Source organism: Anaerocolumna jejuensis DSM 15929 (assembly GCF_900142215.1).
Classification (GTDB): domain Bacteria; phylum Bacillota; class Clostridia; order Lachnospirales; family Lachnospiraceae; genus Anaerocolumna; species Anaerocolumna jejuensis.
In genome coordinates this window covers 29,465-53,394 of record NZ_FRAC01000031.1, presented here as the reverse complement: position 1 = coordinate 53,394, position 23,930 = coordinate 29,465, and the positions used below count along the sequence as shown (strand labels likewise).

Here is a 23,930-nt window from a genome sequence, read left to right as displayed (position 1 = left end):
TAAGGATTCTTCTGAGCGGATATAATATGGCAGCACTTAAGGGGATAAGCCCTTAGGCGGGGAAATAACAATGGCTAAGAAAGTATTGATAGTAGGCGGCGTTGCAGGAGGAGCCTCTGCAGCAGCACGTTTAAGAAGACTGGATGAAAGTATTGAAATTATCATGTTTGAAAGAGATGGCTACATCTCCTATGCCAACTGCGGTCTTCCTTACTATATAGGAGATACTATACAAGAAAGGGAAAAACTGCTGGTACAGACACCTCAGGCAATGAAGGAGAGATTCCGTATTGATGTCAGGATAAACAGTGAAGTTATCTCTGTAGATACGGTAAAAAAATGTGTTACCGTACAAAGCAAGGACAGAGGAGTATACGAAGAAAGCTTTGACAATCTAATCCTTTCACCGGGAGCAAAGGCATTAAGGCCGAATATTCCTGGAATTGACAACAGCCGTATCCATACCCTGAGAAATGTTCCCGATACGGATAAAATAAAAGCCTTTGTAGAGGAGAAGAACCCCCACAGCGCTATTGTAATCGGCGGTGGCTTTGTCGGTGTGGAAATGGCGGAGAATCTGAAGGAAAAGGGGATTGAGACATGCCTTGTAGAGGCCGCGCCGCATATTCTGGCTCCTTTTGATGAGGATATGGTTATATCGGCAGAGCGTGAGTTGTCTCAAAACGGTATTAACCTGTACTTAAATGATGGTATTACGGGATTTTCAGATACGGACAGAGGTGTAAAGGTACACCTTAAAAGCGGTAAAGTATTGGAAGCAGAGCTGGTTATCCTTGCCATGGGAGTAAGATCGGATACGGAATTTCTACGCACCAGCGGAATTGAACTGGGTGAAAGAGGTCATATCAAGGTGAATGAAAGGCTTCAAACCAACATAGAGGGTATTTACGCAGTGGGAGATGCCATAGAGGGAATTGACTTTGTAACTGAAAGAAAGACTGCCGTGGCTTTAGCAGGTCCGGCAAATAAGCAGGGAAGAATTACTGCAGATAATATTGCAGGACTTCAGTCAACCTTTGATGGCTTTTTAGGGACCTCCATCATTAAAGTGTTCGACCTGACGGCGGCAAGGACCGGAGCCAATGAAAGAACACTGAAGGCAGCAGGAATTGAGTATAAGACGGTGCATTTGTACCCTATGTCCCATGCTTCCTATTATCCAGGAGCCTTTAACATTTCTTTGAAGCTGCTGTTTGATAGGGAGGGCAGGATTCTTGGAGCACAGGCCACGGGCTACGAAGGGGTTGATAAGCGCATTGACGTAATTTCTGCGGTGATGAGCCTTAAGGGAACCACAGAGGATTTGACAAAGCTGGATTTATCCTATGCGCCTCCTTTTTCTTCTGCAAAGGACCCGGTAAATATGGCAGGATACGCAGCGGAAAATGTAAGAAAAGGCTTCAGCCACATGACTACCTGGGATGAGGTATTGGAGGATGAGGAGGATTTTGTACTTCTGGATGTAAGAAATACAGAGGAATACGAGCTTGGACATATGGAGGGTTCAATTAATCTTCCCTTAAATGAACTAAGAAACCGCCTGGGAGAACTTAATAAGGATAAAAGGATTGTTGTGTATTGTCAGGTAGGCTTAAGAGGATATATAGCCGACAGGATACTTACGCAAAACGGTTATCAGGCCTTAAATGTTACCGGCGGTTACTTAAGTGCCAAGGATTACCTGTATCAGAAGGAAGCGGAGCAGGTCAATGAACGAGCAGAAGTAAGAGCCGCTGGCATTTCCGAATCCCAAACCATAACTCCTATAAGGAATCAAACAGCTGTCAATATCCAGGAAAGTGTATCCATTGAAAAAGATAATAATATAAAAGCAACAGAAGGGGATGGGAAAGGTATGGAGATAACAATTGATAAGAAACTGGATTGTACCGGAATTTGCTGCCCCGGTCCCTTGCTCCGGGTAAAAGAAGCAGTGGACCAGTTAAAGGGTGGAGAAGTATTGGAAGCCCATGCCTCTGATCCTGGGTTTTATGAAGATGTGAATGCCTGGTGTAAAAATACAGGTAACCAGCTGCTGTCACGTCAGAGGGAAAAGGGAGGTATTACCGCTGTTATAAAGAAGGGAGCAGCAGATAATGCAGTAAAGTCAGTACCTGTTGATACCGAGAGAAAGAACAAGACAATGGTCGTATTCAGCGGTGAACTGGATAAGGCGATAGCTTCCTTTATCATAGCAAACGGCGCTGCCTCCATGGGAAGAAAAGTAACCATGTTCTTTACCTTCTGGGGCCTTAATATCCTTAGAAAACCTGAAAAAGTGAAATTAAGAAAAGGCTTTATGGATAAGATGTTCGGAAAGATGATGCCCAGAGGAAGCAGGAAGCTAAAGCTCTCCAACATGAATATGATGGGAATGGGAGCTAAAATGATTCGCAAGGTCATGAAGGATAAAAACGTGGAATCCCTGGAAAGCCTTATCAGTACTGCTATCGGAAACGGTGTGGAAATCGTAGCCTGCCAGATGTCAATGGATGTTATGGGCCTTCGGAAGGAAGAGCTTATAGACGGAGTGAAAATAGGCGGTGTTGGCTACTACCTGGGAGAAGCTGAGGAATCTAATGTAAATCTGTTTATTTAAAGGGCTGGTTGACTATAAATAAAAGTAAAATCAAACAGAGAGCAAGTAGAAAAGGAATATAGAGAATATGGTATTGAGGAAAGATACAATGATAGAATAGCTTTCGTTTATAGCACTTATGCGATATAATAAAATATTGATGAAAGGAGGGGGTTGAAATGGCGAACTATTTTGATGGTAATAAGGCAGCTTGGGAAGAGGCGTTTGAGCACAGGCATCCCAATTGGGGTGACGAAAATTACGTACAACTGAAAAATGAACGGCTGCCTTTTTTTAACCCAGATGTCAGGAAAATATTATTGGATACTGATTTTACAGGTAAATGTGTGGCACAGTTTTGCTGTAACAATGGACGTGAGCTACTGTCCTTAATGCAACTGGGAGCCGAAAATGGCGTAGGATTTGATATCGCTGAAAACATTATTGCACAGGCCATTGAAACTGCTAAAAAGGCAGATATTAAAAACTGCAAGTTTGAGTCTTGCAATATTCTTGATATCTCTTCAAGCTACTATAATTCATTTGACTTTGTTATTTTTACAATTGGCGCAATCACATGGTTTGAGGATTTATCAGAGCTATTTGATGTTGTGGGGAAATGCCTGAAACCGAACGGCCGGTTACTGCTGAATGACTTTCATCCTCTGATGAACATGCTGCCATTGCCCGGGGAGGATTGCTTTGATGGAGATAAGTTAAATAAATTGACGTATTCATATTTCAGAAAAGAGCCCTGGATTGAAAATAATGGAATGGGATATATGTCAAAAGAATATAATTCAAAGACATTTACAAGCTATTCGCATACTATGGCTGACATTATTAATTCCTTGTCAGAAAACAGAATGAAGACAATTCATCTGAATGAAAATGATTATGATATAGGTTTGACTGAAGTTTACAATGGAAAGGGATTTCCGCTATCATTTACGTTAATTGCAGAAAAGAGTTAGGGGAGATAAGAAGCATTTTCTTTGTTCAGCCCAGTTTTCCAATGTGAAGCTGCTAGTACATCGTTTTGTAAATAATTGGACTGAGTACGCAGGATAAACGTTCAGAGGTAACATTCAAAACACAGGCGTAGTTGGAGCTATGCCGAGGCTTTTGGAGGTTGTATCCGGAGGTTTAAAAAAGTAACCGGTCTGGTCAATTTGAAAACGATGTACTAGTTTTATTTATTGCAAAAAAGAATAATCCGGCAAGGGTAATTAGACGACTTTGCTGCCCTTGTATAATTGCCTGGGTTTCGGGCCGCTGCACCTATCCAGTCAGTCAAGCCGAGTAGAATTTTGCTGGTGCAAAATCTCTACTCTTAAGCTTTTGACTGGCTGGATTTTTGCTGTGCCACGACCTTGCCGAAAACGGAGTGTGGTCATATTTTGCTGAGTAGGAATTAATATGTTGTTTGCTTAAAATTAATATGTTGTTAGCTTGTAATGCAAATATGTTTTTGTTGGCTTGAAATGTAAATATGTTTTATAATTGTATTTACACCTGGTATAAGGTAAAATAAGCTGTATATGCTAGGAATAAGAGAAGAGTAAAAAATGAACATAAATCCAATCAATGAAGCTGAATATTATAGAGATTGTACACTATGCCCAAGAAACTGTCATGCCAACCGGTCAGAGGGAAAAACGGGGTATTGCAGGGCCGGAGCAGGGATAACGGCCGCAAGGGCGGCACTCCATTATTGGGAAGAGCCTTGCATATCCGGTACAAGAGGTTCCGGAACAGTTTTCTTTTCCGGCTGCTCCTTAGGCTGTGTGTACTGTCAGAACTACGATATATCCAGAAATCAGGCAGGAAAGGTAATATCGATAGACCGACTGGCAGATATTTTTCTGGAGATGCAGGAGCAAAAAGCTCTCAATATCAACCTGGTCACCCCCAGTCATTATGTACCTTCTATTGTAAAGGCTATTGAAAAGGGAAAGGCGAAGGGACTTTGTATTCCGGTTGTCTATAACAGCAGCGGATATGAAAGTGTGGAAATTCTTAAGCTGCTGGAAGGAAGTGTGGATATTTACCTGCCGGATTTTAAATATTTTGATCAGGAACTGTCATACCGCTATTCCGGATGTAGAGATTACTTTGAAATTGCTTCCCAGAGCTTAAAAGAAATGGTCCGTCAGACCGGAGAAGCAGTATTGGAAGAGAATATTATGAAAAAGGGTGTAATTGTAAGGCATTTACTGCTGCCCGGTGGATTGTCCGATTCCAAAAAGGTTATAAAATACTTATATAATACCTATAGAGACACCATCTATATCAGCATAATGAATCAATATACACCCCTTGAACAGGTAAAGGAATATCCGGAAATAAATCGGAGAGTAACAAAGAAAGAATATGAAGCTTTGGTGGATTACGCATTAGACTTAGGTGTCGAAAATGGATTTATTCAGGAAGGTGAAACAGCATCGGAAAGCTTCATTCCTGCATTTGATTATCAGGGAATATAGCCTAATAAGAGACTTAGTCTGCTATCAAAGTAATGCAGTATATATTTTAATCAAAGCCTAATCCTGATTAGGATGAGGAAATGATCAATTAACAGATAACCGGAAATGGAAGGAAAGATATATGATACAAAAAAATGAAATAGAATCCGCAAGAAATGATAGAAGGGTTCATGAAAAAGCTGCTAAGAAAAGTGATAAAAAAATGGATATAAAACTACAGAGATTGGATAATGAAAATATGAAATATGCAGGAAAGAGCAAAAGTGCTGAAGTTAAAGGGAAGTATGGAAGTAAAGATGTAAATGCAAGGAAAAACGAAAATAGAAGTAAGGATGAAGAGGCGAGGAAAAACGAAAATAGAAGCAAAGATGTAAATGTAAGAAAAAACGAAAATAGAAATAAGGATGTAAATGCAAGGAAAAACGAAAATAGAAGCAAAGATGTAAGTGAAAGACAAATTCAAAACAGTAGGATGGATATAAGTGAGAGACAAAATCAAAATGAAGTAAAAGCCAGAAACAATAGAAAAATTAAAAATGAAGGAACTGAAAATAGTAGTGAAAAAAAATTCAATTCAATTAAAATCAAAGAAAATGGAAAAGTAAGCAGAAAAGAAAGCAAGGAATATTGGACTGATCATAAAACAGAATATAACCTGGAATATAACGTGAAAGATAAGGGTGGAAAAAATTCTGGTAAATACACAGATAAAAATACTAAGAGAAAGTCTGTGGCATCAGATAATAAAGGAAAGAAATATGCGGAAGGGACCTGTCCTTACAGAAGAGATTGCGGCAGCTGTAAAATTTATGAGAAAAGCTACAAAGAGCATTTAATAGAAAAGCAAAAACTGGTAACGGAACTATTAAGCGGATATTGTCCCGTGAAGCCCATAGTTGGAATGGAAGACCCGGCCCATTACCGTAACAAAGTTCATGTTGTATTTGACAGGGACCAAAGAGGAAATGCTATATCAGGCGTATATGAGGAGGGAACCCATAGGGTTGTACCAATCGAAAGCTGCCTGATTCATAATCAGAAAGCGGACGAGATTATTGCCTCTATTCGTGGCCTGTTGAAATCTTTTAAAATCAAAACCTATGATGAAGATACCGGTTATGGATTGCTGCGCCATGTTCTAATCCGCACAGGGTATCATAGCAAGGAAATCATGGTAGTATTAGTAATTGGTTCCCCAATCTTTCCTTCAAAAAACAACTTTGTAAAAGCCATCAGACAGCTCCACCCGGAAATATCTACGATTATAGTAAATGTTAATGATAAGAACACCAGCATGATTTTAGGAGAAAAGGAACACATAATTTACGGAAAAGGATTTATAGAAGATACTCTCTGTGAGAAGGTATTCCGTATATCCCCTAAATCCTTTTACCAGGTAAATCCCACCCAGACAGAAAAACTCTACCGCCTTGCAATTGACATGGCAGAGCTAAAGGGCAAAGAAACAATACTGGACGCTTATTGCGGTATTGGAACGATAGGTCTGATAGCCTCGGATAAAGCATCAAAATTAATTGGAGTGGAGTTAAATAAGGATGCCGTTGCAGATGCAAGGGTAAATGCAAAACGAAATGAAACCTCCAATATCCAGTTTTATTTAAAAGATGCAGGTGAATTCATGGCGCAGCTGGCTGAGCAAAATGAGACTGTTGATGTTGTTTTCATGGATCCCCCAAGAGCCGGAAGTGATGAAAAATTCCTGAATTCGCTAGCTATTCTAAAGCCTGCCAAAGTGGTTTATATATCCTGTAATCCGGTGACCTTACAAAGAGATATAGAATACTTGGTAAAGAAAGGGTATAAGGCTGAAAAGGCTGTACCAGTGGACATGTTTCCTTGGACAAATCATGTTGAGACGGTTGTCTTGTTGTCCAAACTAAAGTCAAGTGATAAGATTGAGGTTGAAATTAGGCTTGATGAAATGGATTTAACACAGGCAGAAAGTAAGGCAACCTATGCAGAAATCAAGGAATATGTCTTAGAGAATACAGGACTTAAAGTATCGCAACTCTATATAGCACAGGTAAAGAGAAAACACGGTATTACAGAACGAGCCAATTTTAATGTTGGGGAAGGAAAATCTAAAATTCCGCAAGTGCCATTAGAAAAAGAAGAAGCTATAGAAAATGCACTAAGATATTACAAAATGATTTTGTAAAAGATAATTTGTGTAAATTAAAACCCCTCGGCGAATAGCCGGGGGTTTTATTGCTCTGTCTGTAGACTAGTGGGTATATGTAGATTGAATAATCTGGATTGCACTATTCAATTACAACCGGTGCACCAACCACTTTTACATCTCCGTTATCATCTGTGAAAGATTTGTTTGAATTAACTTCTGTGTCAAACATAATACTCTTGTCTTTTGAATAGTCAGTATCCTTTATTATCATATAATTACGATTGCCTGTGTAAGTCTTTTCTCGTTGCTCTAACACAAGATATGATTCGCCATCTATGGTTATATGATAGGAATAACCGTTTTCACAATAAAATTTTAGAGCCTGACCAGTTCTTGTCATACCGTTCTCTTTATCAGTGATTTGCAAATTCTCTTCGTAAAATTTACCGTCAAGACTATCTCTCGTAAGAACATATAATCCCACGTTGTATGATTCGCTCTCTCTTAATGTCGCTATATTTGATAATGTTTCAGCAAAAGTATCAGGGAGTGCACTACTCACCATTGATTTTAAAATAGAACCATCATATATCCAAAAAAGATGCGGCTTTAAGCTACCTTCTGCCAACAGACCTTCAACGGTAAATGAAGATGATATTGTGTCCGTGAACATATAAACCTTTCCGTCATTTTCTTTCATCTGGTCTGCAAGCATTTCTGAGACTGTGATTTGCTTTAAATTTGAATTGCCTGTTGTGCTTGTTGTTTTACTATCTTTCCCACAACCACCCAATATGCCTATAGCCATCGTTGTTGCCATTAATAATACCATTAACTTCTTTTTCATAATCTTGTTATCCTCTCTTTTCATTTGCATTTCGATTAAAATTATAATATACCATTGCACATTTTACCACAAATTTTTTTACGGTGCAATGAAATATGCAATACAAAATGCAATGCTTCATTATTGGTCATTATGCATTACCATTTTAACTAAAGGAGGTAGTGCAGTGGGCTTTCAATTAAAACCAAACAGAAAAGAGACCGAAAACAAGACTATACGTTTTCCAATCCCTTTAATAGAACGTATAAACAAGGCTATCCAAGACAAAGATACTTCTTTTTCTTCGTTCGTAATACAGGCTTGTGATTATGTTTTAAAAGATATGGAAAAATAAAAAGAAATCAAAAACGTTGTAAAGAGATATTCTAGTCAAAACAGAATGTCTCTTTTTTTGTTCCGTTTTTTACAAAAAAAGCGGAACAAAAATTTGAAAAAACGGAACAGAAAAACATTGTATTTACGGTCTTTTTCTCGACAATGTACCATTGTTCCGTTTTTCTTAAGAAAGTTTATTATTAAGTACCTTTTAGAAAATTATTATTACAAATATGGAACAAGCTACAAATACAGTAATAACAAGGCTTTAAAGGTGTTACAGACAAAAATATATAAGGAACAAAGGGAACAAAAAAATTTCGAATTCCAAAAAATCCGCCATACGTGCGCTCTTCCCATTCCTTCCAGCTACGGCAAATCGGAAGGAATGGGAAACAAATTCGGGAACAGTATGGAACAAGCTAGTTTATTTTTACTTTATAAAGTTTATAGATATTTAACGATTTCAAACAAATAGTAAAATAAGCAGTTTTACACTAATGGCGTGCCATTAAAATCTAAAAAAAATATCGACATTGCGACATTATTTTTTAAAAGTGTGCCATTAATTGATTGAAATGAGCTAATAACTAGCTATATTGACTATACAAAAATAAATGTGATACAATAATTGCAACAATTAAGCGAAATAATTTCAAAAGAAAGGAACAATTTAAAATGAGACAGAAAAAGGAAAAGGAACAAGGACAGGAAAAATCTAAGAAACACCACCTTAGCATTGGAAACACCGTTAATGCAGTTACTCTTAAGGTCTACTTAGAACAGTTTGTTAAAGCAGACCAGACGCTTACAGAAATGGAAGAAAGTGTTGCAGAAATGCAGAAGCTTATTAACAATATAATAGAAAATTTTGACAAAAATGAAATTATTATTATTGCCATTATACACTCCCGGGATGTTGTGGCAGATGCAGAAGACCCATTCCTACCCTCTGTGGAGAAGCCACATGCACATTTTATAATTAAGTTTAAGAATTACAAAAAAAGAATACATATTTCTACTTTACTAAATATGCTAGACATACACTTTAGAAACCCAGAGGACGCAACCCTTTTTAAAAAAGGTTGCGAAAGCTTAGGCGGAAGTTACAGGGAAAATGCAATATATTTATTACACAATTCTGCACAAGCTATAAAAGATGGAAAAGCAGAGTACAAACCAGAAGAATTTATCGCAAATTTATCCAAAACCGAAATAGAAAGCCTAATAAATGGAAAATTAAATTTGGATAAAAGTCCCAAGCCAACATTAGAGTTCCTAACCGCCCTAGACCAAACGGCTTATAACTTAGGTTTAAATTCTAAGCCTATGGACAGAGTTTCCGCATGGCAAAATTTCTACGATAACTTACCTTTCTCTATAAGGTCTTCTGCCAAGATTAAATACATAGAAGAAAGTTACCAAAGGGGAATTCGCCACCAACCGCAAAAGACAAAAAACGGAAATTAAAAAAGGAGAATAAAAAGATGGGAAGACCTAAGTTTAAAGAGAAAAAAGACACATTTTTACACATAAGATTAAATAAAAATGAAAGACAAAATATGGAAGATGTGTGTCTGCAAAATAATTTATCTCTGTCTAATGTTGCTAGACAGGGGATAAAAAAAGAAATAAAAAGTATAGAATTAAATAGTAAGAAGCATCTTGTTAAAGAATTAGAAGACTTAATTTTTATTAGCTATAGCATAGAAGCAGAGAAAGAGGTATTAGAAATAATTATAATCTTTCGGAACTGGATTAAATATTTAATTAAAGGAACAACAAAAATTCCTAAAAATAGCATTTTTAAAATAAAAATTTACAAATTTAATTATGCAAAACTTAAAAATTTTAAAGATGCTGTTACAAATTTTTTGGATGAAGAAAAGTACATAGGATTATTAACAGAGCCACAACTGGACTGCTTTGAAGCTTTAGATAATTGGTTGCAAAATATATTAAACCTCTCTAATAATAAAAACAATTCGGCACCAGAAACAAAAAGAGAAACATTAGATAATTCGGCTTTAGATACAGATACCGATACCGAAGATAGCGGATTCGATTCCAACATGAGACGCAAAAATAATCAAACGGAATTTTAATAGGAGAAAAAATATGCCATACGAAGAAGAGTTAGAACTGTGTGATTATTTATATAACCAATATCTAAAAGAAAAACGTGAAAAAGAGGTAAATGACGCTGATAACCTCTATGAACAACAAATTGATAACTACTTTCAAATGCGTTGGTTAGAACCTTAATCTGCAAAAGCATCCAATCAATATAATGTTGATTCTGGAGCGGATATCAATTTTTTAATCAAGAAATCAAAGGATGATATAGAATTTTGACCAAACGGATTATTTATCTAACCAGTAAAGAATACTGGTTAGATAAATAAGAAGTGCGGTAGGCAAGGGTGAGCGTCGCGAGGGAATGCAGTTCCCTAAAGCCCCCCCGAACGAAGCGGAGCGGAGTGGTATACTTGGAGCTTGCTCCAAGTAGTACGGGGTATTAGTTGGAGCAGACAGACAGCAAATAAATGTTCGATTATTAACAGAAAGGAGCGGACACTAATGGAGAAGCAACGAGCAACGCATCACAGTGGTAGAAAGTCAAGACGATATGGGGCTTTTTCAAACCGTCATAATGACCGCAATTATGACTATGAAAAGGCACATAATATCAACGCTGACTTAACTCCTTATAATGCCTATTACAACATCTATGATGGTACTTATAGGCATAGCGAAAGAGAAAATAAAATGACTTATGAAGAGGTGGAAGAGAAGTTTTACACAGAAAAGTTTTATCAACAGTATCAAAATACAAACCAAAAATATATTGACCGTAGGCAATACAAGCGTTGCAAAAGTTTTGAGGAATGGTGCAAAATGGATTCTAATCTGCCGGAAGAATTACATATGCAAATTGGAAAAGTAGAAAATCCTTGTGACGAAAAAACCTTTTTACAGGTGTTTAATCTTTATATTAAAAAATTGAATAAGTGGAATGCATTACATGGGAATCCTTTTACCGTTATGAATATGAGTTTTCATATTGATGAGACTGCGCCGCCCCATATCCAGTTGCGTAGGGTATGGCATTATACCAATGATGATGGTGTTTTATGCATAGGTCAAGAAAAGGCACTTGAACAGGCAGGCATAGCACTCCCTGAACCGAATAAAAAGAAAGGTCGTTACAATAACCGTAAACAGATATTCGATAAAATGGCAAGAAATATCTTTTTAGATTGTTGTAAGCAATATGGCTTGGATATTGAAACCATCCCAGTCCCCCATGCCCGACACAATATGTCAAAAGAAGAAATGATAGACCAAAAATTTGCTGACAAACAACGAGAGATTGAAAAAAAAGAAGAACAGATAAAGGAAAAAGCCAATGCCCTTTCAGAAGCTCAAAAAGCCGTTTTTGACGCTGAAACTGATGTACATAATAAATCCTTAGTGTTGGAAGAAAAAAAGATTAAAATAAGCGATATGCAAGCCACAGCAACACAGTATCTTACAAGAGCCAAAATGATATACGATAATCTAAATACTGCTGAACACGAAGAATTTCAGAAATACAAAGCTAAACCGCTTGGCAGTTCCTTGCATAGCATTAATAAACTTAATGTACAGCTGAATGAAAGCCTTGCCCCTCACCAAAGAAAAAGCAAAGAAAATCAAATGAGCCTTTAGGAAAGTGAGATTATTACATGGATGATATGGATAGACTGGCTGACCTTTTGGGAAGTCTTTTAGAAAAATATGCAGATAAGATTGATTTAGATGCTTTGTCAGAACCACCACTACCAGATAAACAGGATGTACCAGACATACCGCAAAGACCAGCAGTTTAGATTGTTGGTCTTTTTTTAACACAAAAGTATCGTAACAGCGATATTTTACATTGCAAATTACTATAATATTTGTTAATATAATAGTTAGATAGTGCGATTAATGTCCAAACCTAAAAAGGAGAGAGATAATATGGCAAATAATAAAGTTAAAGTATACATTTATACAAGAGTCTCCACATCCATGCAAGTAGACGGCTACAGCTTAGATGCACAAAAAGGAAGAATTTACCAATATGCAAATGCTTTTAATTACCTAATTGCCGGCGAATACGAAGACGCTGGAAAAAGTGGCAAAAATATAGGCGGACGTCCAGAATTTTCTAAAATGTTAGAGGATATAGAAACCAACAAAGACGGTGTTTCCTATGTTTTAGTATTTAAACTATCTCGATTTGGCAGAAATGCCGCAGATGTTTTAAGTTCCTTGCAGAGAATGCAGGACTATAATGTTAATTTAATTTGTGTGGAAGATGGCATTGACAGTTCGAAGGATGCCGGAAAATTGATGATATCCGTATTGTCGGCAGTTTCCGAAATCGAGAGGGAGAATATACTTGTGCAGACAATGGAAGGACGTAAGCAGAAAGCCAGAGAAGGAAAATGGAACGGCGGATTTGCTCCATATGGTTATAAATTAGTTAACGGCAAATTGGAAGTTGAGGAAACAGAAGCCGAAGCCGTTCGCATAATTTTTAACAAATACGTTAATACAAGCATGGGTGCAAACGGAATTGCGAAGTATTTAGAACAAAATGGAATTAAGAAGATAGAACGACAAAACGGTAACAGTCCCTTATTTTCTGCCCACCTAGTCCGGCAGATATTGGCTAATCCAGTTTACGTTGGAAAAATTGCTTATGGTCGTAGAAGTAACCAGAAAGTTACAGGAACTAGGGATAAATTCCATATCGTGAAACAAAATGATTACATGGTTTTTGACGGCATCCATACCGCCATTGTGGATTTAGACACATGGGAACAGGCACAGGACAAGTTAATAGAACAGGCTAAGCTATACGAACACGTTAACAAGGGGAAAGACGAGAAAATACATCTTTTGTCTGGACTTCTCCGGTGTCCTATATGCAATAGTGGTATGTATGGAAATAAATCTGTAAAGCGAAAAAAGGATGGAAGCCATTATAAAGACTATTACTACTATGGTTGTAAGCATAGAATACCTGTAAGGGGGAATAAATGCACCTTTAACAAGCAGTTAGCGGAGGATACGCTAGATGATGCCGTTGCAGAAATAATTAGTAAATTGATTAGTAATCCTAAATTTGCTAAAATTATGCAAGAGAAAATTAATATAAAAACGGACACTGCGGAAGTCGAAAAAGAAATTGCTGTTTTACAGAAACAGTTAGGACAGTATATCGGTACTAAAAGAAGCTTAGAAAATCAAATTGATACCTTGGATTATGACGATAAGCATTACGATAGAAAGCTGTCTGACTTACAAGATAGACTAGACAAGCAGTATGATAAAATAGACGATATCGAAACTAGTTTAAAAGATTGTAAGAGTAGAAAAAAGTCTATTGAAGCAGAGATATTGACAAGCCAAAATATATATAATACACTTATCTGCTTTAATAAACTATACGGTATAATGGAAGATTATGACAAAAGAGACCTTCTTACTACTTTAATAAAAGAAATAAATGTATTCGAAAAAGAACAGACTAACGGTCAATGGCTCAAGTCCATCGTTTTCAAGCTCCCTATCATTTCGGATAGCATGGAAATTAGTTTGGACAATGATACTCACGTTGAATGCGTGGTAAGGCTGGAAAGACGTTGAAACCTAGTTGTATCAATAGTTTTAGCCATTGGGTGTGTAGATGATATTCAATGGCTTTTGTATTTGGGAACATATCGACTGGATATGCAAATATTTAGGCATTTACTCATCAATGACAAAATAATTGATGGTAAAAATATACGCCTGTTACCAGTACAACTGCAGGACATGGCAGAAGATAAGCTTTATAAAATACTTTGGCGAGCGGCTAAACAGCAATTATTTAGTTGAGTAATAGCAAATATTTGTGTGATAATGAGTTTTACAAACAAAATAAGGTTACTAAATATCAATAGGAACAATAATCAATTGAAAAAAGTGGTAGTAGAACCACTTTTTTGTTGAATAATAAAAATACTTGATGTAAGATATTGTTATTAATTGTACATGAAAGGGGAAACTTCTATGGCTAAAGGAAGCAATAACAATTTACCAGCTTATACCACAGTAGAGAATATACTCTCACTCATAGACACACTGAAAAGAAAGAACAAAAACGAAGATGAAGCAAAGGCAATTTTCGGAAAGGGCGATTCAGCATACATAAATACAAAATCAGCGTTACGAGCATTTAGCCTTATTGAAAATGAAAGCCTTGATTTTACCAATGAGGGACGTGAAGTTGCATACTCTCAAGGTAGCGATAAAAAAATTGAGATAATCAAAATACTAAAGAACTATCCTCCTTATGAAGTCTTTCTATTTAGCTTGCTAAAAAAAGATGATGTAACCAAAACTGAAATTGATGAAATAGTAAACTTTTGGGGCAAAGCTCATTATGGTTCAACACAGCGAAACATGGAAGACGCAGCAAAACTCTTTATGAGTATAATTGATTTTATTGAATTTGGAAAATACGTAATTGGCAGAGGTAAAAATTCAACTCGTATAGAATGGGCAACAGATATTAAGGCTAAGATTTCAGGCTTGGGCCAAGAAGCTACTAGAAACCCTATTGTTGAGCCTGAAACGACTACAAATTCACAAGAAAAAGAAACTATTGAAGCAAGTATAGTTGATACCTCATCTGTGGAAGAAGGTGAAGAAAATCCACCAGCTGTTAGCATCGCTGATGAAAAAAATGTAAGTCTAATTAAAAAGCCTTTAAGTGCAGTTAATATGCCAAACATCAGTATTAATGTTGATATGAGCGATTGGTCTGATGAAAAAATTAAGACTTTCTTTAAATATGCTTATGGTAAGTTTGAGGAGGACTAAAAATTATGTCCACTAGACTTCCAAGCCACAATGTTCCTCTACTGCTTATTGCTGATGTGTTATGCTATATAAACAATAACTCTTCGTCAAATATTGAAGAATTGCGACGCTTTACAAGTAAAAGTGAGGCTTATGTAAGAAGCTGCCTTGCAATATGTAAGCTATTAAGTATTATAGATGAAGAAGAAAATATAAATTCATTTGCTAATTCATTAGGCAGGACACCAAATAATGAATTAAAACTGAATGTAATGAGGAAATTCATACAAGAGTATGAGCCATTCATAACATTTATTCAATATCACTTGAACGGTGCGGCACTCGAGGAATCTGCGAGAAAAGTATATGTGTCTTATAAGTTTGAAGGAAAAGAGCACAACTTTCTAAAAGACTTATTTATATCATGGGGAACTGCTACAGGTATTTTCACAATCACAGCGAATGTCATTACTTTAGAGGAAACAATAAGAACGCAGTTATCAGTAATCAACACATTAAATTTAAACCTCGCTGATGACATGGCGATTAGGATATATATAAGTGATACGCTAAGTGCTGACATATTTTCAACATTAACTTCCGCTGAGGTTGAAGAACTAGTTGACGCATACAAAAAATGCTCAGCAGATGCAAGAGGTTCTATAGAATGCGCAGGGCGGGCATTTGAAGATTTTCTTAGAAGAATAGCTCCTACGGTAGGTATTGATGTAAGTCGTAAAAATGGTATTGCCGAAATTATAAACGCACTGTTTAATAACAGGGATGCGTCAAATGTTAATCATAACAAGATACATAATAAACAGCAAAACATAGGCCTTGCCATTGCCGATATTAGGAATATGGCAGGTCATAGCAGAGAAGCGCGAACAATGGAACGTTGGGATTTAACAACTCATAGCGCAAAGATGTATATTGAATTAGTCCTGTTAACAATACGGAGCATTCACAGCTATACTCAAGGTTTTACATATACTTTCTAAATCTGGTGCGCTAGATTTTTGTCTTGACTTGTTTCTGATGTTATTGAGGAATCTGACAAGAATAGTTAATTGTACCGAATAAAGCCTTCAAGAGGTCAATACGCTTTTGAGGGCTTTATTGCTTACAGTTCACCTTGAGATGTAACGCACAATCAGTCGCCAAACCTACAAAAAATTACCTGTCCAGACGGCTGTTTCTGAAGTATACCTTTCCGCCAAGGGGATACCAGAGGGGTGCGACATCTTTTTTACGCACTCAAGGCATTCAGAAGTATGCTGCCTGATTGAAAGGATATAGAAGTATATAGTTGTGCTCGTAAAAAGATAGAAGCTGCTTATGATGACTATATTTCCCTTTGCAAGAAGCAAGGAACTAATACAACTGTTATTAAAATATACCCTCTCACCAAGGGGGAGATAGGTCTAAGCAGCATCTTTTTATCTCCTCAAGGCATTGTTAAAGCATTTGCCTACTAATCCTTGAAAATTGATAGATGTAAGAACACCAGAGATTATTTTAATTTAGAATTTGCATATATGAGAATTTGTTATGTGATAAATATAATATTAAATAAGTATACTTTTTAGGATATTGAGTTTTAATTCTTCTGTCTTTATACGTAATTAAAGAATACGATAATAATAAATGATTCTGGAGGTCATATAAAGTGATTTATTTGGATGTTCCTTTTCAAGAAAAGGATGAAGCGAAACAATTAGGGGCTTGGTGGGATGCTGAACGAAAAAAGTGGTATGTAAGAAACCAGAAGGATTATCCGAAATTTCTTAAGTGGATTCTCAAAGACGAAGAAGAGGTTTATATCTTATGTGATCACTTCTATATCGTTGTTGGTACCCGAAAATGCTATAAATGTGGCAAAGATACGGAGGTTGTTGCTTTCGGAGTAGAAAAATATTGTACTTTGATTGATGAAACTGTTTTTGCCAATGTAGATCAGAATTTTGAATGGAGTGATAATGAAATACATATTGCATCTATGATTTCACCGATAAGTGAAGAAATACTAAGTTTCCTGTGTGACAAATATGGATTTCATATGGGGTATTCACATGCGGTACAAGACTCCTACATGGCAAACCATTGTTCACACTGTAAGGCATTGCAAGGTCAGTTTTTCCTGTATGAAGAGGTTGACAGTCCATTTTTCATCGATTCCCGTGAAAAAGCTCAAGCATTAAAACTTTATAAGGTAAAGTTAGAACATGATATTGTTACTGAAGCTGATATTGGATGGAGCTCAGCTGATTCATTAATAAAAAAGTTTGCTCAGATTCAAGATTTTCAAATGAAATAGTAAGATTGATTTTGCATTCTATTATTGATTTGGTGGCTGATAACAGTAGCTGATTCGGGTATACAGTATATTTCATACGGAGTTGAAATATACTCGGTATTGTTCGGAATGGTATCAATATATGGTTAAATGTTTAAACATTACCCTGCTGTCAAGGAGTGGGACTAGGTTCAATGGTCATCTTTTTTATCTCCTCAAGGCATGTAGAAAGCGTCGGCCTGCTTGAAAGGCAATAAGTCCTGGCAAATAGTAGGTTTTGCATAGCTATGGAAACCGTGTCATGAGATACCCTCGAGAAGATAAAAGAACGATAGTTTGTAGCTGGTGGTATCTGCTAGCTCTTAATAAGGGAGGCAAAAACATGTTCAGACATATAGGGACTCAGACCATTAAGACGGAACGATTAATTTTGCGAAAATTTAAATGTGATGATGCAATTGAGGTGTATAACAATTGGGCATCAAATCCTAACATTCAGTTAGACTATGGAGAACCGGTCTATTCTTCTATGGAACAAGTGCAGGAATTTCTTAATAAGTGGATTTTGAATTACGAAGACGATGGTTTTTATAAATGGGCAATTAATTTAAAAGAGAACCATGTAAATATTGGACAGATTGCATTTTGTCGAGTATATGAAGAAGTTGCAACGGCAGAAATAGAGTATTGCATTGGTGAACATTATTGGGGAAACAGATATGCCTTAGAAGCATTAAATGCTGTGATAGAGTTTATGTTTTTTAATTCGGATTTTAATAAACTTGAAGCATATCATAGAAAAGATAATCCTAAATCTGGGCGAGTACTTGAAAAAACTATCATGAAAAGAGTTCCTACGGTTCGAAGATTTGAATTATCCGCAGAAAATACTGATTCGGAAATTTGTTATGCGATTACAAAAAAGGAATTCATTAAGAATGAGAAGTGATTTCCACGAAGCATTGAATCTCATTATGTCGAATTCGCGTAATAACAAAAACTCACCGCCAAGGGGTACCAGAGAGGGTGGCATCTTTTTTGACGCCTCAAGGCACGTGGAGACAGTGGTATTGATATCAAGGGTGCAGAAATAGATCGGACTAAAAAGGCTTAAAATAAAGGGATTCCAAGCATTGGGATTTTCGCAGTAGTATGAGAGCGGAGGTTCCTGTGCCGAGAAACCCTTATTTTTTATTGTTTGGGAGAACATATCCACCTCATAAAAATGGATAGGGTTGAGTTGACAGATTAGATAACGGGTAATGTTGATCGAGTTGAGGAGACAGGTTATATGTCAATATAATGGAAGCAATTTGGAAATAATACATTTGACTCGAAAATAATTCTATGGTATAAATATTATATAATTATTAAAGCGAGGGAATGCCATGTCAATAAAAAAGAATATAATTTTTACCCATTTTTATGGCTAGAAGTATATCCTTTTATAGATGTGGCTGATTCTTTTCATTGATCTTACTGCCATAGTATATAAGTATATACTATGGCTTTTTGCTTGAATGTCTCATAAGTTAGGGACAATCTAATACCTTCAGCGTGGAGGATTTTGATTAAATATCTGCAATATTAGCAGTATTTAAAAACTATTAATTAGCAAAGATCAATGAGAAGGAGCATATATGTGTGATTTAAAATTAAAATTGGAAACAGAACGTTTACTATTGATTTGTGAAACTTACGAGGCCATGTGCCTGGCTGCCGAAAATGGTGATGAGCTGGCTAAAGACTTTTGTGGTGCATATCGTTATCACAACGCGCTTGCCGATGAGGGCAAATTTAAGAAAGAGGACTTAATCTGGTACAGGACTTGGACTTATTATGACAAGTCAGATAACAGAGTTATCGGCGGTGGCCTATTTAAAGGTACACCTAATGATTTCGATTATGTGGAGATAGGTTATGGCATATGTGATAATATGCAAAGTTGCGGATATGCAACTGAGGGAAGTGGACGTCTTATCATTTGGGCACTCAATGAAATGGGAGTTGCAGGTGTCATTGCAGAAACAGAAAAAGATAATATTGCATCTATATGTGTACTCGAGAAGCTTGGGTTTGAAAAGACGCATGAAACGGATGAATTTTATTACTGGCTCAAACGCAAACTATAATAAAATAAAAGTTATTTTATACTACGATTGAAAGGAAGCGGTATATCTTAAAAATTCTAGATAATCAGATTTTGAGATATGCCGTTTTTTATAAGAATCATTAATCGGTTTATAAATAAACAATGGATTTAAAATTAATCAATATGTTTCCACCGACTGAGGGTTATAATGACATCAATATGTCCTCTCGAGCCACGTTGAGACAGTAGTAAAATTAAGTCGAAAATAAGAATGAACGAAAAAGTTAGCGCAGCACCATCACTATCATTTTGTGCAGGTTTGCCATCCATTTGTGAGAAATATGGGATGGAAGAAGATCTTAGCAGTTACAAATATATAGGCTCAACTGGTTGGGGCGACCCCATATGTTTGTATGAAGATGATGGGTCCATAGTGTATTTGGATCATGAAGAGAATTTGGAATATGAGACATTTATTAACTCCTCAATCTCCAAGGAGCAATTATTGGAACAATCACAGTCTATGGGTTATTTGAAAAAACAATAAAATAGTATATACTAGATTTATATGAAGCACAGAGATAATAAGTAGTATACAAAATGACTTTGTCAGTGTACTTTAGGAGATGATTATGAAGAAAGAAATCAAAACGGACTACTATGACACTTTTACCTGCATTGCAGACAAGTGTTCGTTTACTTGTTGTCAAGAGTGGAAGATTGCAGTAGATGATGAGACTTATATAAAATGGAATCGCTTAAGCTTAACAAAGCAAAACAATAGTTATTTAGATCAATATGTAAAACAAAAAGATGGCACACGCGTCATTGCCTTGAATGAACAGAAGCAGTGTCCATTCTTAAATGAACAGAAACTTTGCAAACTAGTATTGAATTTTGGAGATGGAGTTTTGTCTGAAACCTGTGCGATTTTCCCAAGGCAGATACACGAATATGCAGATAGAAAAGAATATTCTTTGGTATCCTGCTGCCCAGAAGTTGTGGATTTGATGAATCAGCAGGATAAAATTTGTTTTACGAAGAATATGTTTATTATGGATGAAGACATTTTGTTGCAGATTCGAACTATGATGATTACTATTATACAAAATCAGCAATTTTCTATTTCAAAAAGTGTGATGATGATTTTTTATATTCTTCTGGATATTTATCAAAAAGAATCTGTATCAAAAAAAGGGATAGACGAATATAAGGAAAAAGCTGTTTTAAAAGAATTATCAGATACCATAGATAACATGCAATTTCTAAGTTTAGATACTTTTGAAGAAAATAATGAACTTTTTTTAGACATAGCTGAAAATTATCGAAAACAAGAGCTATATACCAGTTATCTGGAACCAATAGCTGTGATAGCGGAAAACTTATCGAGAGACTATGATAAGCGTAAAATGGTCGTACAATTAAAGAAATTCGAAAAGCAGTTTTCTTCTTATGAAAAGTTATTTCGTAATTACCTTGTTGTAGAAATTTTCTCAAATAGTCTGATGCCAGAATCGGATTTGGAAAGTATGGTTGTTATGATTCAGTGGATTGCTATGGAATATGCGATAATGAGGCACTCAATCTTTCTAAGTTGGTTACTTGATGAACAAGAAAAACTGTCTTATACGGTGGTACGTAATTATATTGTTGTTATATCACGAATGATGGGATATGACCAAGAAGATATCTTTGAATATCTGGATAAAAGCTTTGAAAACTTAATATGGGAATGGGGATATTTGGCTTTGCTTATTGGAGCGGAATAAGGTGAATAATCTGATATCACCGAGCCATTACTTAAAGAACGTGTCAATATGCTTTGCCACAGGGGTTATACTTTTGATGCCGGACTGCAGAAAACTTTCCAACACCTTTTGAATACAGTCTCTTCATGGTAAACAGTATCAGATAAATCTTGTACTATCCTTTCTCTATCTTCCCATTTGACGATTACATAAAAAGGACTATCTCTATCATTAACATTAAGTAAAGGAATTTTTAATTCTTTCAAGGTACTTCCCTCATTCTGAATGAGGGAAGTACCTCTAATTATAGGATATTCTAATTGAATGGGCGGCACCTGCGATTTTATTTACCTGCCTTGCATTTACGCTGACGGCTCCGCTCTATATCTGGGACATCTTGGAAATGTGACAGAAAGAGCAGGTAAATTCACGTATTTTCAGAATATGTCTGCTCATAAAGCTGGGTACAGGTTTTATATTATGTTTAAACCGCTGAACTGCCTCCACTCGGCCGCGCGAATCAAAAAATCAGCTCGTTTAGATGATCCGCAATATGCATAGCAAAATATGAGTCATATTCGTCTTTGCTCAATTTCCCAAACAATAGATGGGGCAGAAGCTGACCGGAATAGGAACGAAATTTCTCAATGGTAGAGAGCAATTCGTCGACACTTTCCTCCGAATTGCGGCTTGCATCAAGTTTCGAACCTCCCGGCACAGGAGCGGTAAGGTCATGCTTCATGTATCCCTGACGAAGAAATTTGTGAATAGCAGCCCGACCGACCGTCGCTCGAATCAAAGCCGGTTTAAGCTGTGGGTATCCAGTCATAGAATAGTTGATGCTCTGCGCGCAATGCTGACAGATTTCACTGACATTCCAATTAGGGCATTTTACGTCTCTGGAATTCTTTAAACGGAGGAGGTTTTCTTCAGCATCCTCCAATGAGGAAGAATTAATTTTTACTTTCATATATACTATCTCACTTTTCAAATATATGTTGTTCTGATTCAATTTAAATAATACTTCATTTTCTTAAAAAAAGAAACTGATTCTACTCTAAAAATTAAAAGAATAAAAAAATTTGTCACCGTTTCATAAATAGCTTCATAAAAGAAGGGGGATAAAGGAATTCTTTGCAGATTTAATTTATAAGAAAGATTTGAACCCAATTGAACTGGCAGCTTGGACCCCTACGGAATTTGTTGGAATCCCTCCGTTTCAAGATGGTAATGGCAGGACATTTCTAAGATGAATAGCTATATCATCAACTATTTAAACAGAATATTCAAGGATGTCAAAGTTGCATAGACTGGAATCATACCTGTTTTGCAATATCATCGTATATGCAATATGTACTTGGGACTTAGAAAAATGCATGACAATATTATTTTCAATGCCAATAAGGATAATATTAACAATCCGAACATTATAAAGGTTGGCCAAAAACTAAAAATCCCTACTAATGAAGAACTTTCTTAATCTGTCACAATTATTATGTAAAGTGTTATTTCACTACACATGAGCTCATTTACGTAGTGTATGTAGACCTTATGTGCAGACTGACCATTTTTAATCAATGGTGTAATTAGTTTATTCATCCGTTGCAGCTCCTTTTCAGTGGCAAGAATACCGCCGCTAGCTTCAGATTACTGTTCCGAGAACACTATATGAGCATCAGCTGCATCGTATATATATTTCTTTAGAGTACATTAACTTAACTAAACACAACCGTTACACGCAGTGTACTCCATTCGTTGCAATTATCTATCTGGGGAAATTATTTAATACATCATATGAGATAGCGGTCATTTCTTCCACACTTTCTTTCATGCCTTCGGATATCCATTTGTAGCAGATTGCGAAATACATCCCGCTAAAAGCGGTCAGTTCATATTCGGAGCGATAACCTAAATCGTAGGCGCGTTCACGGCATAAGCCTTTGATCAGTTTGTCAAAATTATTGTAGATCATGATTTCTAAGTGCGCTTCCATCAGGCGATCAAGGAGAATCTTGTTTTCTTTTAAAGCGGTAAGGGAGTCATAGATTCGCTCTTTAAAGTTGTACAGAGCAGGCTTCGCAAAATTCTCGTCAACAGTGCCGAATGGATATAGAGTGAGATAATCTTGTACAACATCTAATACAGAGTCATAGTTGCGATAGAAAGTGCTGCGGGAGACGCCGGATTCTTGTGCCAGTTCTGAAACGGTCACATTACATAACGTCTTTTTTCCTAATAAGTGAAGTAGAGCAGTAAACAGGCATTCTTTTGAAAAAGAGTTTTTATTTAAGTTACGTTTTTTTCCGGTCATATCGTAGCGCATCTCCTTTGTAAGTGCTTTTTAGCTATATTTTAGTTTAAACGAAATGAAAAATCTACATTTAAATGGTACAGAATCAAAAAAATGTTGCATATTTAAAAAATATGGCAACATTTTTAATGGTTGTGTCCCACTTTGGTTTGAGAGTATATTTTCTTCCTTTTTACTTTGATAAAATATTATCAAAATAAAAACAGAAAGGTATTAC

The 23,930-nt window shown here is 36.3% G+C and carries 22 protein-coding genes and 1 pseudogene; 19 read left to right on the top strand and 4 right to left on the bottom strand.

Translation table 11 applies throughout. The annotated features are described in order from the left end of the window. The first annotated feature begins 70 nt into the window (after window positions 1-70). The 4 genes from BUB77_RS23935 to rlmD all read left to right on the top strand — a co-directional run bounded on the left by BUB77_RS23935 (window position 71) and on the right by rlmD (window position 7,264). On the top strand, window positions 71-2,620 hold the full coding sequence (locus BUB77_RS23935) for a CoA-disulfide reductase (protein WP_073279607.1): 2,550 nt from the start codon (window positions 71-73) through the stop codon (window positions 2,618-2,620). Between the two features lie 158 nt (window positions 2,621-2,778). After that, window positions 2,779-3,573, top strand: a complete 795-nt coding sequence (locus BUB77_RS23930) for a class I SAM-dependent methyltransferase (RefSeq protein WP_073279605.1) — start codon at window positions 2,779-2,781, stop codon at window positions 3,571-3,573. 594 nt (window positions 3,574-4,167) lie between these two features. After that, the gene (locus tag BUB77_RS23925) at window positions 4,168-5,085 is read left to right on the top strand and encodes a radical SAM protein (protein WP_073279603.1); all 918 of its coding nucleotides are present in this window, start codon (window positions 4,168-4,170) and stop codon (window positions 5,083-5,085) included. Between the two features lie 121 nt (window positions 5,086-5,206). Next, entirely contained in the window at window positions 5,207-7,264 is a 2,058-nt protein-coding gene (gene rlmD, locus BUB77_RS23920) for a 23S rRNA (uracil(1939)-C(5))-methyltransferase RlmD (RefSeq protein WP_073279601.1), read from the top strand. 103 nt (window positions 7,265-7,367) lie between these two features. On the opposite strand, the gene BUB77_RS23915 is transcribed toward rlmD, so the two are convergent. After that, window positions 7,368-8,075 (bottom strand): hypothetical protein, encoded by a 708-nt coding sequence (locus tag BUB77_RS23915; protein WP_073279599.1) that lies wholly within the window; start codon window positions 8,073-8,075, stop codon window positions 7,368-7,370. Window positions 8,076-9,068: 993 nt separating this feature from the next. On the opposite strand from BUB77_RS23915, the gene BUB77_RS23905 reads away from it, so the two are divergent. From BUB77_RS23905 to fliB, 13 genes are all read left to right on the top strand, one after another. Beyond that, window positions 9,069-9,860 carry a Rep family protein gene (locus BUB77_RS23905; protein WP_073279595.1) on the top strand — a complete coding sequence of 264 codons (792 nt, stop codon included), beginning with the start codon at window positions 9,069-9,071 and terminating at the stop codon, window positions 9,858-9,860. Window positions 9,861-9,877: 17 nt separating this feature from the next. After that, entirely contained in the window at window positions 9,878-10,495 is a 618-nt protein-coding gene (locus BUB77_RS23900) for a hypothetical protein (RefSeq protein WP_073279593.1), read from the top strand. Window positions 10,496-10,508: 13 nt separating this feature from the next. Next, a complete protein-coding gene (locus BUB77_RS30125) occupies window positions 10,509-10,655 on the top strand; it encodes a hypothetical protein (RefSeq protein ID WP_170866735.1) in 147 nt (48 codons plus the stop codon). A 315-nt stretch (window positions 10,656-10,970) separates the two neighbouring features. Further along, window positions 10,971-12,101 carry a hypothetical protein gene (locus BUB77_RS23895; RefSeq protein ID WP_073279591.1) on the top strand — a complete coding sequence of 377 codons (1,131 nt, stop codon included), beginning with the start codon at window positions 10,971-10,973 and terminating at the stop codon, window positions 12,099-12,101. A gap of 17 nt (window positions 12,102-12,118) precedes the next feature. Next, window positions 12,119-12,262 carry a hypothetical protein gene (locus BUB77_RS30120; RefSeq protein ID WP_170866734.1) on the top strand — a complete coding sequence of 48 codons (144 nt, stop codon included), beginning with the start codon at window positions 12,119-12,121 and terminating at the stop codon, window positions 12,260-12,262. Between the two features lie 130 nt (window positions 12,263-12,392). Beyond that, window positions 12,393-14,069, top strand: a complete 1,677-nt coding sequence (locus tag BUB77_RS23890) for a recombinase family protein (RefSeq protein ID WP_073279589.1) — start codon at window positions 12,393-12,395, stop codon at window positions 14,067-14,069. Window positions 14,070-14,474: 405 nt separating this feature from the next. Further along, window positions 14,475-15,287: a hypothetical protein gene (locus tag BUB77_RS23885; RefSeq protein WP_073279587.1), complete on the top strand. Its 813-nt coding sequence runs from the start codon at window positions 14,475-14,477 to the stop codon at window positions 15,285-15,287. Between the two features lie 5 nt (window positions 15,288-15,292). Beyond that, window positions 15,293-16,267 carry a hypothetical protein gene (locus BUB77_RS23880; RefSeq protein WP_073279585.1) on the top strand — a complete coding sequence of 325 codons (975 nt, stop codon included), beginning with the start codon at window positions 15,293-15,295 and terminating at the stop codon, window positions 16,265-16,267. Window positions 16,268-16,935: 668 nt separating this feature from the next. Then, window positions 16,936-17,583 (top strand): DUF5710 domain-containing protein, encoded by a 648-nt coding sequence (locus BUB77_RS23875; protein ID WP_073279583.1) that lies wholly within the window; start codon window positions 16,936-16,938, stop codon window positions 17,581-17,583. A 361-nt stretch (window positions 17,584-17,944) separates the two neighbouring features. Next, window positions 17,945-18,511, top strand: coding sequence for a GNAT family N-acetyltransferase (locus BUB77_RS23870; protein ID WP_073279581.1), 567 nt, complete (start codon window positions 17,945-17,947; stop codon window positions 18,509-18,511). Between the two features lie 691 nt (window positions 18,512-19,202). After that, a complete protein-coding gene (locus BUB77_RS23865) occupies window positions 19,203-19,694 on the top strand; it encodes a GNAT family N-acetyltransferase (RefSeq protein WP_073279579.1) in 492 nt (163 codons plus the stop codon). A 231-nt stretch (window positions 19,695-19,925) separates the two neighbouring features. Next, window positions 19,926-20,201, top strand: coding sequence for a hypothetical protein (locus BUB77_RS23860; RefSeq protein ID WP_139241306.1), 276 nt, complete (start codon window positions 19,926-19,928; stop codon window positions 20,199-20,201). Window positions 20,202-20,286: 85 nt separating this feature from the next. After that, window positions 20,287-21,423, top strand: a complete 1,137-nt coding sequence (gene fliB / locus BUB77_RS23855; protein ID WP_084124660.1) for a flagellin lysine-N-methylase — start codon at window positions 20,287-20,289, stop codon at window positions 21,421-21,423. A 65-nt stretch (window positions 21,424-21,488) separates the two neighbouring features. Here the strand turns inward: fliB and BUB77_RS23850 are convergent, their stop codons facing one another. After that, window positions 21,489-21,668, bottom strand: coding sequence for a hypothetical protein (locus tag BUB77_RS23850; RefSeq protein ID WP_139241305.1), 180 nt, complete (start codon window positions 21,666-21,668; stop codon window positions 21,489-21,491). 56 nt (window positions 21,669-21,724) lie between these two features. Between BUB77_RS23850 and BUB77_RS23845 the strand changes: the two are divergent. Beyond that, window positions 21,725-21,811, top strand: a pseudogene (locus BUB77_RS23845) (DUF3852 family protein); the annotation flags it as partial. A 111-nt stretch (window positions 21,812-21,922) separates the two neighbouring features. Here BUB77_RS23845 and BUB77_RS23840 read toward each other — a convergent pair. Further along, window positions 21,923-22,372: a DUF1569 domain-containing protein gene (locus BUB77_RS23840; protein ID WP_073279573.1), complete on the bottom strand. Its 450-nt coding sequence runs from the start codon at window positions 22,370-22,372 to the stop codon at window positions 21,923-21,925. Window positions 22,373-22,523: 151 nt separating this feature from the next. Between BUB77_RS23840 and BUB77_RS30920 the strand changes: the two genes are divergently transcribed. Then, the gene (locus BUB77_RS30920) at window positions 22,524-22,655 is read left to right on the top strand and encodes a Fic family protein (RefSeq protein ID WP_084124658.1); all 132 of its coding nucleotides are present in this window, start codon (window positions 22,524-22,526) and stop codon (window positions 22,653-22,655) included. A 512-nt stretch (window positions 22,656-23,167) separates the two neighbouring features. Here the strand turns inward: BUB77_RS30920 and BUB77_RS23830 are convergent. Continuing rightward, window positions 23,168-23,713 (bottom strand): TetR/AcrR family transcriptional regulator, encoded by a 546-nt coding sequence (locus BUB77_RS23830; protein ID WP_073279571.1) that lies wholly within the window; start codon window positions 23,711-23,713, stop codon window positions 23,168-23,170. Between the last annotated feature and the right edge of the window lie 217 nt (window positions 23,714-23,930).